The sequence below is a fragment of the Achromobacter sp. FW305-C-13 genome (assembly GCF_058783475.1).
On sequence record NZ_JBYSYN010000003.1, the window covers coordinates 742471 to 757584 of the forward strand.

A 15114-nucleotide genomic window follows, 5' to 3' on the forward strand; every position below is an offset into this window, starting at 1 on the left:
ACATGGAACAGGTCCTCTTTATCGTCTGGCGTGAAAGCGTCGAAGCCATGCTGGTGGTGGGCATTTTGTACACCTGGCTGCGCTCCACGCCCGAAGGCAAGCGCGGGCTGAATTACCTGTGGGGCGGTGTGGCCGCAGGGCTGGCCCTGGCCGTGGCGCTGGCGCTGGTGCTGCTGGGCGTGTCGTCCTGGCTCAGCGACGAAGGCCAGGAATGGTTCCAGGCCATCATGTCGCTGGCGGCGTGCGCGCTGGTCGTGCAGATGGTCGTGTGGATGAAGAAGCACGGCCGCACGCTGAAAGGCGAACTGGAAAGCGGGGCGCGCAGTTCGGTGGCCAACGACAACTGGTGGGGCCTGTTCGTGCTGGTTGCCATCGCCGTGGCGCGGGAAGGTAGCGAAACCGTGGTGTTCCTGTACGGCACCGTATCGGCGGGCGAAGGCGGCAGCAACATGCTGATGCTGGCGCTGGCCGGCGTCGCGGGTTTTGCCGTGGCCTTGCTGACGTTCTGGCTGCTGCAACTGGGCGGCAAATTGATTACCTGGCGCCGCTTCTTCCGCGTGACCGAAATTCTGCTGCTGCTATTGGCCGGTTCGCTGCTGGTCGGCGGCCTGGACCACTTGATTTCGCTGGACGTGCTGCCGACGATCATCGACCCCGTGTGGGATAGCTCGTGGCTCCTGAGCGACAGCACCGGCATCGGCAAGATCCTGGCGGACTTCGCTGGCTACCGCGCCCTGCCGGCCCTGATCTCGGTTTTGTTGTGGGTGGCTTACTGGATCGTGGTCTGGGCGCTGCTGCGCTGGGTAGGCAACAAGCCAGCCCGTGCGCCGGCCGCCGCCCGGAGCGCATCCTGATTCCGACGTGATGCCCGACTGAACAATGAAGGTTTGACCATGGCAGCTGTACTCGGGAGGGTGACTTCCCGGATCGCCGATTTCTTCCGTGACCATGCCCCGCTGTTGCGCAAGCTGCAGTGGGGCATTGTCGCGTTGTACGCGTTCCTACTGATCGTGCCCGCGATCCTTCCTTTGCCGGACAACACGGCGTCGGTCTTCAATAACCTGACGATCGTGGCGCAGTTTGCCTTCTGGGGCGTCTGGTGGCCGTTCGTGCTGATTTCCATGCCGATCCTGGGCCGCGCCTGGTGTGGCTGGTTCTGTCCCGAAGGGATGCTGACCGAGTGGGCCAGCGAACGGGGGCAGGGGCATGCCATTCCGAAATGGATGCGCTGGGGCGGCTGGCCCTTCGTGGCCTTTGCGTTGACGACGGTCTACGGCCAGTTGGTCAGCGTGTACCAGTATCCGCTGGCGGTGCTGGCCGTGCTGGGCGGGTCCACCGTGGCGGCGATGATCGTCGGCTGGCGCTATGGCCGCAGCAAGCGCGTGTGGTGCAAGTACCTGTGCCCGGTCAACGGCGTGTTCAACCTGCTGGCCAAGCTGGCGCCGTGGCACTTCAAGGTCGACGAAGAGAAGTGGCGCCACCCGGTCATCCGGATCGAACCCATCAACTGTGCGCCGCTGGTGCCCCTTCGCCACATGAAGGGCGCCGGCGATTGCCACATGTGCGGCCGCTGCAGCGGTTATCGCGGCGCGATCCAATTGACGCCGCGTTCCCCGGAAGAAGAGATCGTGCACGTCGCCGACGGCGACGCGTGGCAAACCGCGCTGCTGTGCTTCGGACTGATGGGCATCGCGATCGGCGCCTTCCTGTGGAGCGCCAGCCCCTGGTATGTGACGGCCAAGCAATGGGCCGCGACGTGGCTGGTGGAACACGACATCATGTGGCCGCTGATGGACAACGCGCCCTGGTTCATCCTGACCCACTATCCGGATGTGAACGACAGCTTCTCGTGGCTGGACGGCGCAGGCATCCTGCTCTTCGTCGTCGGCGCGACGGTCATTGTCGGGGGCGCAAGCTTCCTGTCGCTGTGGATCGCCGACCGCCTGGCGCCCGCTGCGGGCCAACCGGATGCGCCTGCCACGCGGTGGATCCGTCCCGGTGTGCACAAGCTGGCGCAGGCGCTGATTCCGTCGGCCGGCATCGGCGTGTTCCTGGGCTTGTCCGCCACCACGGTCAACCTGCTCAAGCATGAAGGCGTGCAAGCCGCCTGGGCCGGTCCCGTGCGTTTTACGCTGCTGACGCTTGCCGTGTTGTGGACCTTGCGCCTCTTCGCGCGCCTGCTGTCGCAGCGCCAGGTCAGCGGCTGGCGCAAGGGCGCCGCCTGGCTCGTGCTGGTGGCAGGCTTGGTGCCGTTCTGCATGGCCTGGGTGCTTTTCTTTGCAATCTGGTAAGTACTGCTTGATGGTCTGAAGCGGGGCGCTGCGATACATTGGAAGGCTTAGCCGGACTGGCCGGCGGTCTTCCTCTACACGCCTTTCGATGACTTCCTACGCGTTTCGCCTGCTCAACGTTTTTGCGTCCACCACCTTCAGCGGCAACCAGCTTTGCGTGTTTGAAGACGCGCGCGGCATGGACGACGCCACCATGCTGAACCTGGCGGCGCAATTCAATCTTTCCGAAACCACCTTCATCCTGCCGTCCGACCGTGCGGACGCGCACGTGCGCATCTTCACGCCCGGCTACGAAATGAAGTTCGCCGGCCATCCGACCATCGGCACCTCGCAAGTGGTGCGTGACCTGCGCCAGACGGGCGACGCGCTGACGCTCGAGTTTAAGGCGGGCGTGGTGCCGGTCGTGGCTCGTGGCGACGCCTGGACCTTTACCGCCCCATGCCCCGATGGCGTGCGTACGGCGCCGCCGGAACTGGACCGCGCCGAGATCGCGGGCCTGGTCGGGCTGGATGCCGATGATCTGTTGGGCGACCCGATCTGGGTGGACACCGGCGCGGACCAATTGCTGGTGCCGCTGGCCAGCGTCGAGGCCGTGCGTCGCGCGGCGCCGGACGCCTCCAAGCTCCATCGCTGGCAGGCCAGCAGCCTGGGCCGCAAGACGCTGTACGTGTTTGCCTTCGACGAAGGCAATGTGCAGGACGCGCGCCAGGTGGTGGTGGCCCGCTACTTCTTTGCCAAGGCAGGCGGCGGCGTGGACGAGGATGCGGGTACCGGGTCGGCGTGCGCCAACCTGGGCGGCTGGCTGATCCACAACAAGCGTGCGTTGCCCGCCAGCATCCTGGTCGAGCAGGGCGATCAGATGGGTCGGCCCTGCCGGTTGTTGTTGGACGTGCTGGCCGATGGCCGTATCCAGGTGGGCGGCCGCGCGCTTGAGATCGGCCGGGGTTCGATCAGTATCTGAACGATTGCGCGGGCGGCGCGCAAACGAAAGCGGCGCCTGTGTATCACAGGCGCCGCGGGCTCTCTAGGCCTCAGTGGGAAACGGTATCGGCGTTACTTCTTGTTCTTGGCCGGGTCGACCTTGATGTTGTTCATGACCTGCTTGACGCCTTCGACGCCGCGAGCCACGGTGGCCGCGTGATCAGCTTCGGCGGCAGTGCCCACCGAACCCGTCAGCGTGGCCACGCCGTTGTTGGTTTCCACGGCGATATCCAGGGCGCTCAGTTGCTTGTCGGCGACGATGGCGGCCTTGACCTTGGTGGTCACGGTCGCATCCGATGCGTACTCGCCCACGGATTGCTTGGGCTTGCCGTCATCGGCCGCAAAAGCCATGGAAGTGAAGACGGCGCCAGTTCCCAGTGCAGCAGCGGCGATCAGCTTACGAAGTTCCATAGTTGTGCTCCTTTAAATATCTAGTGTTCGGCGCGTCGTCTCAGACGACGCGGACTTGCAAAACTCTTGGGGGGTACGCGTTTTATCAACGTGTCCTATTTTTTCCGAAGGGCGCCGCTCAGGATGGACAAGAGCGCCAGCACCAGGAAGACGAAGAACAGGACCTTGGCGATACCCGCAGCCCCGGCGGCAATGCCGCCGAAGCCGAGAACCGCCGCGATGATCGCGATGACGAAGAAAACAACGGCGTAGTGCAACATGTCAGCTTCTCCAGTGGTTTCGACCGATCAAGGCGGGTGGGGGAATCAGGGATTGCGGTCGAAGAAATCCCGGACTTCCTTCTGGGCTTCATCCTTCGTCTTGCCATAACGCTCCTGGATCAAACCAGCCAGGCGTTCGGCGTTGCCTTCGGTACGGGTCAACTCGTCGTCGGTGAGTTCACCCCAGGCCGCTTTGGCCTTGCCGGTCAGTTGCTTCCACTTGCCGGCGATGATGTCGTTATTCATGGTGACCTCTCTCTGTCTGCTTGCGACACAAGGCTTATGGCCTATAAGTCCTGCAATCGCGGTTGAGTTGGACACTGATCAGCTAGCCCCTACCGTACGAGCCCGGTGGCAGGCCTGTCAAACCTGGCTGTGGGTAAATGTAACGGCGCAAAGTGCGAGTTTTGCGGGGTTCTTCGACGGGCCGGACTGGCGGGCGTACCAGAGGTAGGAGTTACATTTCCGCAATGTTTTGTCCCCTTTTGATCGGGGCTAGTAACGGGAGTTGCAGGGGATTTGGCGCCTGCCTGCGCTGGCTGTCGCGCACGTGCCCCGGTATAGTCGTGGCGGAACCCGCCGTGCGGTTCACCAACAGGGAAGGGAGAGGGGCAGGCATGACGCAACGACTTTGCAGCGCTATCTTGTTGACGCTGGCCGCCATGGCGGCCGTGGGATGCACCCACGTGACGGACCGCTACCAGGCGTCGGCGCCTGTGGAGGCCTCGCGCGGCTGATGCGGGGCACGGCATGGCGGTAAAGCAAACGGGGCGCCAGAGCGCCCCGTTTTGCATTGCCGCGAGCGCGGCGGGCAGCGGTGGGATCAGCCCTCAGCGATGCGGCGGGCGATGTGGTCTAGCGCCTCTTCCACCTGGTCGACCAGGATCAGGCACAGGTCGCCGGCCGCCAGACGCGCGAGTGCCGTGTCGATGGCCAGGAACTCGCCGTGGATCTCTTCGATGTGGGTCGTGCGCGGCGCGCCGACCAGGCCTTCCTGCAGCAGCGCCAGCACTTCGCCGTCGGCGCGCCCGCGTTGGCATTGGTCCTGGTACAGCAGCACATCATCGAACGCGGCGCCCAGGATCTCGGTCTGCATGCGGATGTCTTCGTCGCGACGGTCGCCCGCCCCGCTGATGACGACCGAACGCCGCTTGGCGGGCATGGCGTCCACGGCGCGTACCAGGGCCAGGATCGCATCGGGATTGTGGCCGTAGTCCGCGATCACCGTGGCGCCGCGATGCTCGAACACATTGAAGCGTCCCGGAGCCGTCTGGGCGTCGTTCACGAACGTGGCCAGGCCGCGGCGGATGATGTCCCAGTCCAGGCTCAGCGCCCAGGCGGCGGCGATCGAGGCCATGGCGTTTTCCACCTGGAACGTGATCGTGCCGTTGCGCGTGAGCGGGATGTCGGCTAGCGGGAAGCGGACCTCTTCCGTGCCCTGCGCGGCAACGATCGCATCGCCGTCGCGGTACACCGAGCGCAGGCCTTGCGCACGATGCGTGGCCAGCACGGGATGGTTGCGGTCTTCGGCGAAGTAGGTGATGGAACCCGGGCAGCTCGCGGCCATTTCGGCCACGATGGGGTCGGCGGCGTTCAACACGGCAGTGCCCGTGGGATGCACGTGCTGCACGATGACCCGCTTGACCACGGCCAGGTCTTCCACGGTGCTGATGTAGCCCAGCCCCAAGTGGTCGCCCATGCCGATGTTGGTGACGATGGCCACGTTGCAGCGGTCGAAGGCCAGGCCTTCGCGCAGGATGCCGCCGCGCGCCGTTTCGAACACCGCAGCGTCCACGTCGGGATGCATGAGCACGCTGCGCGCGCTGCGCGGGCCGCTGCAGTCGCCGGTGTCGATGCGCAGGTTGTCCACGTAGACGCCGTCGGAATTCGTCATGCCGACGCGGTTGCCGGCCGTGCCCAGCAGGTGGGCGGTCAGGCGCACCGTGGTGGTCTTGCCGTTGGTGCCGGCAACCGCCACGACCGGGATGCGGCCGTCGTCGCCGTCGGCGTACATGTTGGCGATGATGGCCTCGCCCACCGCGCGGCCCTTGCCGAACGACGGGTTCAGGTGCATGCGCAGGCCGGGCGCGGCGTTCACTTCCACCACGCCGCCGTGCTGGTCTTCCAGCGGGTAATGAACGCTTTCCGCAACGACGTCCACGCCGCAGATGTCCAGGCCGATCATGCGGGCCGCCGACACGGCGCGCGCCGCCATTTCGGGGTGCACTTCGTCGGTCACGTCGGTGGCCGAGCCGCCCGTGCTGAGGTTGGCGTTGTTGCGCAGGAAGATCAGCGTGCCCAGCGGCGGCACGGAATCGGCGTCGAAGCCCTGCTTTTTCAGGGTGGCCAGCGCGATGTCGTCAAAGCGGATCTTGGTCAACGAGGTGGCGTGCCCGTCGCCGCGCAAGGGGTCCGAGTTGACCTGGTCCACCAGTTGGCGGATGGTCTGCTGCCCGTCGCCGGTGACTTGGGGCGGATCGCGGCGCGATGCGGCCACGAGCGCGCCCCCCACCACCAGCAGGCGGAAATCGTGGCCCGGGATGTAGCGTTCGACGATGACTTCCGAGCTGACTTCCTCGGCCACTTCAAAGGCCTGGATGACGCGCTCGCGCGTTTCGATGTTCACGGCCACTCCGCGTCCCTGGCTGCCGTCGCGCGGCTTGACGACGACGGGGCCGCCCAGCTCTTGCGCGGCTTCCCAGGCGGCTTCCGCCGTGGTCACGGAACGGCCCATCGGCACCGGCACGCCGGCGGCGTCCAGCAGCATCTTGGTCAGGTCCTTGTCCTGCGCGATCGATTCCGAGATGGCGCTGGTCAGGTCGGTTTCAGCGGCCTGGATGCGGCGTTGCTTGCTGCCCCAGCCAAACTGCACCATGCTGCCCTGGGTCAGGCGGCGAAAGGGGATGTTGCGGGCGACGGCGGCATTCACGATGGCGCCCGTGCTGGGCCCCAGGCGCACGTCTTCGTCCAGTTCGCGCAGGCGCTTGAGCGCATCGGCAAAGTCGAACGGGGTGTCATCCAGCGCGGCGCGCACCAGCGCTTGCGCCAGCTCCATCGCCAGCTTGCCGACTTCCTCTTCGCTGTACTCCACCACCACCTGGAACACGCCGGGCTCGATGGTCGACGAGGTGCGGCCGAAGGTCACGGGGCAGCCGGCATGCGCCTGCATCGTCAGCGCCACGATCTGCAGGACGTGGGCGATCGACACGGCGCCTTGATGGCCTTCCGGGCGCATCAGGCCGATCTGCGGCAGCCGCGCGCGCAGGCGGGCTTCGAACTCGGGCAGATTGTCGATGGAACACTCGGCGTCGGCGCAGGAAACGATGGCCTCGATCGCGGTGTTCTTGCTCCACAGATTGGGGCCGCGCAGGGCTCGGATACGGGAAACTTCCATGGCAGGTATTCCTGTCAGTATTGTTGAATCCAGCGGCGGACCAGATCGATGGTGGGGCCGGAGAATGCTTCGTCGGATTGCAGCAGGGCGAAGTCGCCGGCCGCAATGCCGTTCAGCACGCTCTCGATGGCCTTGCCATGGTCGGGCTCGTCCTGGATGTCTTTCACGCGGCTGCCTTGCGACAGGCCCTGGCGCAACAGCGCGCGCGCCTGGCCCTCGGGGCGCTTGCTGTCCACCGTCTTGTCGTCGTAAAGCACAACGCGGTCGAAGGCGTCGCCCAGCAGGCGGCCTTGCTCGATCAGGTCCGCGTCGCGGCGGTCGGCGCCGGCGGAATAGACCGCGGCGCGGGTCGCCGACGGGAACTGGTCGATGGCGGCGATCAGCGGGCGCAGCGCCGACGCGTTGTGCACGTCGTCCACGACCACCGTACTGCCGTTGCGTTCGAACAGCGTGAATTGCCACGGCGCATCGGCCTGGTCGATGTCGAAGGTCTCGATGCCGGCGCGGATCAGTTCCACGGGAATGTCCAGCGCCCAGGCGGTGCCCACGGCGGCCAGCACGTTCTCAACCTGGAAGGCCACGCGGCCGCCATGCGTCAACGGGATCGCGGCTACGTCGGCCAGCCGTTCTTCGCGGGCGCCTTGCGCCAGGATGATGCTGCCGTCGCGCACGTACACGGCGCGGCCGTCCTGTTGCAGATGGGCGGCGATGGCGGGCAGGGCGGGGTCGATGCCGAAGAAGATCACGGCGCCGTCGCAGAGCTCGGCCATTTCCACCACGCGCGGGTCGCGTGCATTGAGCACGGCGGCGCCGGTGGGCAGGACCACGTCGACCTGCGTGCGGAACACATTGAACATGCGCTCCGTTTCGTTGATGTCGAAGTCGCCCAGGTGGTCGGCGTCGTCGATGTTGGTGACCACGCCCACCTGGCAGCGGTCATAGGCCAGACCCTGGCCCAGGATGACGCCGCTGTCGTTTTCGATGACGGCGGCATCCACGTTGCGGTTCATCAGGAGGCGGGTGCCCGAGGCGAAGTCGGCGCGGTCGCCCTTTTGCACCAGGCGGCGGTCCAGGTAAAGCCCTTCGCTGCAGGCCAGGCCGGTGCGCTTGCCCGACAGGTGCAGCAGGCGGGCCACCAGGCGCGCGACCACGGTCTTGCCGTTGGTGCCGGTGACGCCAACGATGGGAATGCGGCCCGCGTCGCCTTCGGGGAACAGGTGGTCGACGATGGCGCGGCCCACCGGGCGCGGCGTACCGTCGGCCGGCTTCAGGTGCATCAGCAGGCCCGGGCCCGCGTTGACTTCCACGATGGCGCCGCGCTGTTCGTCCAGGGGGCGTGAAATGTCTTCAGCCACCAGGTCGACGCCGGCGATGTCCAGGCCCACCACGCGGGCGGCCAGCGTGACGGTGGCGGCAATGCTGGGGTGGACGCGGTCGGTCACGTCGAAGGCGACGTTACCGCTGCGTTGCACCAGCACGCGTTGGCCGTCGTCCGGCACGCTGTCTTCGGACAACCCCTGGCGCGCGATTTCCAGCCGGGCGGCGGAATCCAGGCGCACCGGGTTCAGCGGATGGTTTTCGGTGCGCCCGCGGCGCGGGTCGGTGTTGATCTGGCTGTCGATCAGTTCGGTGATGGTCGACTTGCCGTCGCCCGTCACCCAGGCCAGTTCGCCGGCGGCTGCCGCCACCATGCGATTGCCGACCACCAGCAAGCGGTGCTCGTTGCCCAGCACGAAGCGTTCGACGATCACGCCGCTGCCTTCGTCCACCGCCACGCGGTAGGCGGAAATGACTTCGTCGCGGGTCGTCAGGTTGGTGAACACGCCGCGGCCATGGTTGCCGTCATAGGGCTTGACCACGACGGGCAGGCCGATGTCTTCGGCCGCTTCCCAGGCGTCGTCTTCGCTGCGCACCAGGCGGCCTTCCGGCACCGGCACGCCGCAGGTCGACAGCAGCTCCTTGGTCAGGTCCTTGTCGCGCGAGATCCCTTCGGCGATGGCGCTGGTGCGGTCGGTTTCGGCCGTCCAGATCCGGCGCTGGGCCGAACCGTAGCCGAACTGCACGAGGTTGCCCTCGAACAGACGGATATAGGGGATGTCGCGGTCGTCGGCGGCATCCACGATGCAGGCCGTGCTGGGCCCCAGGCAATGCTTGTCCACCAGGCTGCGCAGGCGCGCGATGGTGGCGGGCACGTCGAACGGGCGGTCTTCGATGGCGGCCATGACCAGGTCGCGCGCTTCGTTCAGGGCGGTGCGGGTGACCTGCTCCTGCCACGCCCGCACGACGACCTTGTAGACGCCGCGGGTCGAGGTTTCCCGGGCTTTGCCGAAACCGCCGCGCAAGCCGGCCAAGTTCTGCAATTCCAGGGTGACATGTTCAAGAATGTGGCCGGGCCAGGTGCCTTCTTTCAAGCGGGCCAGGAAGCCGCCGCGTACGCCGGGGCTGCAACGGTGCTCGATCAGGGTCGGCAGCCATTCGGAAAGGCGCTCGTAGAACCCGGGAATGGTGTTGGACGGAAAGTCCTCCAATTCACCAATATCCACCCATGCTTCAAGGACCGGGCGATACGTCCAAATGTTCGGGCCGCGCAAAGCCACGACATCGAGAAATTCAATGTCTTTCTTTTTCATGTTTTAATTTACTTGAGAAGCAGGTTGGCACGCGCGGACGCCCCTATGCAAGACCGCGAATTTATTGGCGAATTTATGGGGATGCGCCTTAAGAATAATGCCAACGAGTGGGGGATCCCAGATATTCCTAATTAGAAAAATCGGCTGATACTATACGACGCCTTCAAGGCGTGAACTCGTTGTGTTGTAAGGAAGGGACACGTTTGCCGCCGTGGGTGGTAAACCGGTTGCCGCCTAGTAGGGCAGAGTCCTGGCCCGGTATGCGTTCCAATGAAAAAACCACACCTGCTTTCCGGCCTTGCCGATGCCTTTCCTGCCCGCTGGCGGGACGAAATCCGCGCTGAATTAGCGGACGACGAAAACCTGCTGGCCTGGGTTGAAATAGACCTGGATCAACGGCTGAAGTTCCACCCAGGGTTGGTTGCCGCGACCGACCGGCGCCTTTTGGCCCGCAATGCCGACGATACCGGCTGGGAATCGTGGGTCTATGGCCCCCAATTAACGCTGAACCTGAGCGACCACGCCGGCGCCGCCGTGCTGGAGCTGCACGACGATACCGCCCGCCTGGCGGTCTGGCGTTTCACGCTGGCACGCAATCCGGCCGCCTTGCGCCTCCTGGCCCAGTTCGAAGGGCAGCAGGCGATCCGCCTGTCCGGCCATCAGGAAGAGGCGCGCGCCGAACGTACCTGCACCAACTGTAATAACGTTATTCCTGCGGACGAGGAAGAATGCCCCGCCTGCCACCAGGAGCAGGCGGCGCCGTCGACCACCTGGGCGCTCCTGCGCCTGTGGCGCTTCGCCCGGCCGTACCGCGGTCCGTTGCTGGCCGGCTTCATCCTGACGCTGCTGGGCACGGCCGCGACCCTGGTGCCGCCGTACCTGACCATGCCGCTGATGGACGACGTGCTGATCCCGTTCCAGAACGGTTCGCCCATCGACTACAGCAAGGTCCGCCTGTACCTGGGCGGCCTGCTGGCGTCCGCCTTCCTGGCCTGGGGCCTGGGATGGGCCCGCACCTACATCCTGGCCTGGGTCAGCGAACGCATCGGCGCCGACCTGCGTACGACCACCTATGAGCATTTGCAGCAGCTGTCGCTGGAGTATTTCGGCGGCAAGCGTACGGGCGACCTGATTTCGCGCATCGGCAGCGAAACCGACCGCATCTGCGTGTTCCTGTCGCTGCACCTGCTGGATTTCGCCAATGACATCCTGATGATCGTCATGACGGCGGTGATCCTGGTATCCATCAACCCGTGGCTGGCGCTGGTCACGCTGGTGCCGCTGCCGTTCATCATCTGGATGATCCACGCGGTGCGTGACCGCCTGCGCCACGGCTTTGAAAAGGTCGACCGCATCTGGTCCGAGATCACCAACGTGCTGGCCGACACCATCCCGGGCATCCGCGTGGTGAAGGCATTCGCCCAGGAAAAGCGTGAAGTGGCGCGTTTCCGCGAAGCCAACAATCGCAACCTGGAAGTCAACGACCGTGTGAACACGACCTGGTCGCTGTTTTCGCCCACCGTCACGCTGCTGACCGAAGTGGGCCTGCTGGTGGTGTGGATCTTCGGTATCTGGCAGGTGTCGCAAAAGCAGATCACGGTGGGCGTGCTGGCCGCGTTCCTGGCGTATATCGGGCGCTTCTACATGCGGCTGGATTCGATGAGCCGCATCGTCTCGGTCACGCAGAAAGCGGCGGCCGGCGCCAAGCGCATCTTCGACATCCTGGACCACGTATCCAGCGTGCCGGAACCGCAGAATCCGGCCAAGCTGCCGCAGATCAACGGCCGCATCGAATTGCGCGACGTGGGGTTCCGCTACGGCAACCGCCAAGTCATCCGCGGGCTGGACCTGACCATCGCCCCGGGCGAAATGATCGGCCTGGTGGGGCATAGCGGTTCAGGCAAGAGCACGTTGATCAACCTGATCTGCCGCTTCTACGACGTGTCCGAAGGGGCGGTGCTGGTGGACGGCGCCGATATCCGTTCGGTGCGCGTGGCGGATTACCGCCGCAACATCGGGCTGGTGCTGCAAGAGCCGTTCCTGTTCTTCGGCACCATCGCCGAGAACATCGCCTACGGCAAGCCCGACGCCACGCGCGATGAGATCGTGGCGGCGGCCCGCGCCGCCCATGCGCACGAGTTCATCCTGCGCCTGCCGCACGGCTATGACTCGCTGGTGGGCGAACGCGGCCAGGCCCTGTCGGGCGGTGAACGCCAGCGCATTTCGATCGCCCGTGCGCTGCTGATCGATCCGCGCATCCTGATCCTGGACGAAGCCACGTCATCGGTGGACACCACGACCGAAAAGGAAATCCAGAAGGCGTTGGACAATCTGGTGCGCGGCCGCACCACCATTGCCATCGCCCACCGCCTGAGCACGCTGCGCAAGGCTGACCGCCTGGTCGTGCTGGACCGCGGCCAGATCGTCGAGCAGGGGCCGCACGAAGAATTGATGGCCCGCGAGGGCGCCTACTATCGCCTCTACCAGGCGCAGGCGCGCCAGGCGGAAGCCGACGCGCAGGCGTCGGGCAGCGAAGACATGGCCGCCGTGGCCTGACACGGAACCGGGATTATCGTCATGACGTTGCCGTCTTTTCAGCTGCGCCGCAACGCCTTCGGGCGCCTTGAATATCAATCCGCCGACGGCGAGACGCACGAAGGGGTCATCCCCGTGCGCGCCTTCCCGATCAGCGAAGCCGGTCGCGGCCTGTCGCTGGTGACCAGCGACGGCCACGAACTGGTGTGGATCGAACACCTGACCGACGTGCCCGAGGGGCCGCGCGCGCTGATCGAAGAAGAACTGGCGGGCCGTGAATTCATGCCCGAGATCCGCAAACTGGCCAGCGTGTCGACCTACGCCACGCCCAGCACGTGGAAGGTGGAGACGGATCGCGGCCCCACGTCCTTCGTCCTGCGCGGCGAAGAAGACATCCGCCGGCTCAGTCCGCAGACGCTGCTGATCGCCGACAGCCACGGGATCTTCTATCTGGTGCGCGACATCCTGTCGCTGGACAAGCACAGCCGCAAGCTGCTCGACCGCTTCCTGTAAGCCGCCAGGCTAGGGGCTGCGCTTGAACGGCGTGTGGCCTTCCAGTTCGCCCAGGTAGTCGGTCACGGCCGAGGTCTCTTCGTCCAGGAAGTTCTGGATCGCCTCGGCAAATCCGGGGTGGGCGACCCAATGCGCCGACCACGTCGGCGTGGGCAGCAGTCCGCGCGCCATCTTGTGTTCTCCCTGCGCGCCGCCTTCGAAGCGGGCGATGCCATGCGCAATGCAGTACGCGATGGACTGCATGTAGCAGGTCTCGAAATGCAGTCCCGGCACGTATTCCGTCGCGCCCCAATAGCGGCCGTAGAGCGCATCGCCGCCCGCCAGGTTCAGCGCGGCAGCGACCGGTTCGCCGTGGCGTTCGGCCAGGATCAGCACGAAGGCGTCGGGTTGTTCGCGGTGCGCGCGCACGAAGAAATCACGATTCAGATAGGGCGGGTTGCCGTGCTGGAAGTAGGTGCGGCAGTAGCAGTCATAGAAGAAGCCGAGTTCCGCATCACCGATCTCGCTGCCGCGAAGCCAGCGGTACGACAAGCCGGCCGCCGCGACTTTTTTCCGGTCTTGCCGGATCTTCTTGCGCTTGTCGTGGCTCATCATTCCCAGGAATGCGTCGAAGTCCGCATAGCCGGGATTGGTCCAATGGAACTGCACGCTTTCGCGGATCATGAAGCCCGCCTCGCGCAGCACCCGCATGTCGGCATCCGACGGAAACAGCAGATGCAGCGACGACACCTTGATCTCTTCGGCGAAGGCGACCAGGCCGCGCACCAGCGTGGCTCGGTCTTCGTCGTTAGCCGCCAGCAGGCGCGGCCCCGTCACTGGCGTGTAGGGGATGGCCGACAGCAGCTTGGGGTAGTAGCGCATGCCGTGGCGCTGGAAGGCGTCGGCCCAGGCATAGTCGAACACGTACTCGCCGCGCGAATGCGATTTCAGGTAGAGCGGCGTGGCTGCCGCCAGTGCGTCGCCGCGCCAGAACGCCAGGTAATGGGGCGACCAACCCGTGGCGGGGGACGCGCAGCCGGTCTCGTGCAGCGCGCACAGGAAGGCGTGCCGCAGAAAGGGCTGGTCGCCGGCCAGCGCGTCCCATTGCTGGGCGTCGATGCGGGACAGGTCGGTTTCAATGGTCAGGCGCAGGGAATCCATCCGTGAATGATAAAGTCATCGCCAACGCACGGTATTGAAACCGTTGGTTTTTTCAGGGTTTGACGCGGCGCTTCGGCGCTTGGGGTTTGCAATCATCATGGACAGCAACACGATCCCTTCCGCCCAGGTTGGGGCAGGTACGGACTGCCTGCGCGGGCAGGCGCTGGCGGCCCTGGCCGCTGCAGCGTGGCCCGAGAAAATGGCGGCGGTACGCGCCATCACCGATGGCGCGACGCTTGACCGCGCGCGGGAGTTCGCAGCGCCTGCCGGTTTGCCCGGGCGTCCGCCGCGCCCGGAACTGGTGGCGCCCGCCCTGGTCAAGCACCGTTCCATGGCGACCCAGGAAGGACGCGCGGCGCTCTTGCACGCGCTGGCCCACATCGAATTCAACGCGGTCAACCTGGCGCTGGATATTCTCTGGCGCTTTGCCGGCATGCCCGAAGCCTTCTACCGGGATTGGCTGCGCGTCGCCCGCGAAGAGGCCTATCACTTCGACCTGCTGCGCCAGCGGCTGGCCGTGCTGGGGTTCTCATACGGCGATTTTCCAGCGCACAACGGCCTGTGGGACATGGCCGAGCGGACGCATGGCGACCTGCTGGCGCGCCTGGCGCTGGTGCCCCGCACGCTGGAAGCGCGCGGCCTGGATGCCTCGCCCATGATCCGCAACAAGCTGGCCGGCGCGGGGGATGCGGAAAGCGCGGCCATCGTCGACATCATCCTGCGCGACGAGATCGGTCACGTCGCCATCGGCAACCACTGGTTCAAGCTGCTGTGCGCGCAAGCGGGCCAGGAACCGGTGGCCTGCTATGCCGAATTGGCGCAGCGTTACGATGCGCCCCGGCTGCGCGGCCCCTTCAACCTGGAGGCGCGCCGCGCCGCAGGCTTCGACGACGACGAACTTGCCGCGCTGCAGGCGGGCTGACGGGATCCGTCCCGCCTTGCCTGACTCGCGCCGCTTA

The 15114-nt window shown here is 65.7% G+C and carries 12 protein-coding genes; 6 read left to right on the forward strand and 6 right to left on the reverse strand.

Going from position 1 to position 15114, the window contains the following annotated elements:
- The first annotated feature begins 2 nt into the window (after positions 1-2).
- The 3 genes from AC3WMU_RS22315 to AC3WMU_RS22325 all read left to right on the forward strand — a co-directional run bounded on the left by AC3WMU_RS22315 (position 3) and on the right by AC3WMU_RS22325 (position 3252).
- On the forward strand, positions 3-854 hold the full coding sequence (locus AC3WMU_RS22315) for an FTR1 family iron permease (RefSeq protein ID WP_280025461.1): 852 nt from the start codon (positions 3-5) through the stop codon (positions 852-854).
- A gap of 39 nt (positions 855-893) precedes the next feature.
- Positions 894-2291 carry a 4Fe-4S binding protein gene (locus AC3WMU_RS22320; protein ID WP_492282989.1) on the forward strand — a complete coding sequence of 466 codons (1398 nt, stop codon included), beginning with the start codon at positions 894-896 and terminating at the stop codon, positions 2289-2291.
- Between the two features lie 88 nt (positions 2292-2379).
- Complete coding sequence (locus AC3WMU_RS22325) at positions 2380-3252, forward strand: PhzF family phenazine biosynthesis protein (protein ID WP_492282990.1); 873 nt, start codon at positions 2380-2382, stop codon at positions 3250-3252.
- A 92-nt stretch (positions 3253-3344) separates the two neighbouring features.
- On the opposite strand, the gene AC3WMU_RS22330 is transcribed toward AC3WMU_RS22325, so the two are convergent.
- From AC3WMU_RS22330 to cphA (AC3WMU_RS22350), 5 genes are all read right to left on the reverse strand, one after another.
- Positions 3345-3683: a BON domain-containing protein gene (locus AC3WMU_RS22330; RefSeq protein WP_006222908.1), complete on the reverse strand. Its 339-nt coding sequence runs from the start codon at positions 3681-3683 to the stop codon at positions 3345-3347.
- A gap of 95 nt (positions 3684-3778) precedes the next feature.
- Positions 3779-3943: a DUF1328 domain-containing protein gene (locus tag AC3WMU_RS22335; protein WP_006222909.1), complete on the reverse strand. Its 165-nt coding sequence runs from the start codon at positions 3941-3943 to the stop codon at positions 3779-3781.
- A 45-nt stretch (positions 3944-3988) separates the two neighbouring features.
- Positions 3989-4189 carry a CsbD family protein gene (locus AC3WMU_RS22340; protein ID WP_006218180.1) on the reverse strand — a complete coding sequence of 67 codons (201 nt, stop codon included), beginning with the start codon at positions 4187-4189 and terminating at the stop codon, positions 3989-3991.
- A 577-nt stretch (positions 4190-4766) separates the two neighbouring features.
- Entirely contained in the window at positions 4767-7337 is a 2571-nt protein-coding gene (gene cphA / locus AC3WMU_RS22345; RefSeq protein ID WP_492282991.1) for a cyanophycin synthetase, read from the reverse strand.
- Positions 7338-7351: 14 nt separating this feature from the next.
- On the reverse strand, positions 7352-9967 hold the full coding sequence (gene cphA, locus AC3WMU_RS22350; protein WP_280025454.1) for a cyanophycin synthetase: 2616 nt from the start codon (positions 9965-9967) through the stop codon (positions 7352-7354).
- Positions 9968-10237: 270 nt separating this feature from the next.
- Between cphA (AC3WMU_RS22350) and AC3WMU_RS22355 the strand changes: the two genes are divergently transcribed.
- Both AC3WMU_RS22355 and AC3WMU_RS22360 read left to right on the forward strand, forming a co-directional pair.
- Positions 10238-12523, forward strand: coding sequence for a cyanophycin metabolism-associated ABC transporter (locus AC3WMU_RS22355; RefSeq protein WP_492282992.1), 2286 nt, complete (start codon positions 10238-10240; stop codon positions 12521-12523).
- Between the two features lie 21 nt (positions 12524-12544).
- Positions 12545-13015 (forward strand): cyanophycin metabolism-associated DUF1854 family protein, encoded by a 471-nt coding sequence (locus AC3WMU_RS22360; RefSeq protein ID WP_006225173.1) that lies wholly within the window; start codon positions 12545-12547, stop codon positions 13013-13015.
- 9 nt (positions 13016-13024) lie between these two features.
- Here the strand turns inward: AC3WMU_RS22360 and AC3WMU_RS22365 are convergent, their stop codons facing one another.
- Positions 13025-14155, reverse strand: a complete 1131-nt coding sequence (locus AC3WMU_RS22365) for a GNAT family N-acetyltransferase (RefSeq protein WP_492282993.1) — start codon at positions 14153-14155, stop codon at positions 13025-13027.
- 97 nt (positions 14156-14252) lie between these two features.
- Here AC3WMU_RS22365 and AC3WMU_RS22370 point away from each other — a divergent pair, with 97 nt between their 5' ends.
- Complete coding sequence (locus tag AC3WMU_RS22370; RefSeq protein ID WP_492282994.1) at positions 14253-15077, forward strand: ferritin-like domain-containing protein; 825 nt, start codon at positions 14253-14255, stop codon at positions 15075-15077.
- Positions 15078-15114: the final 37 nt, after the last annotated feature.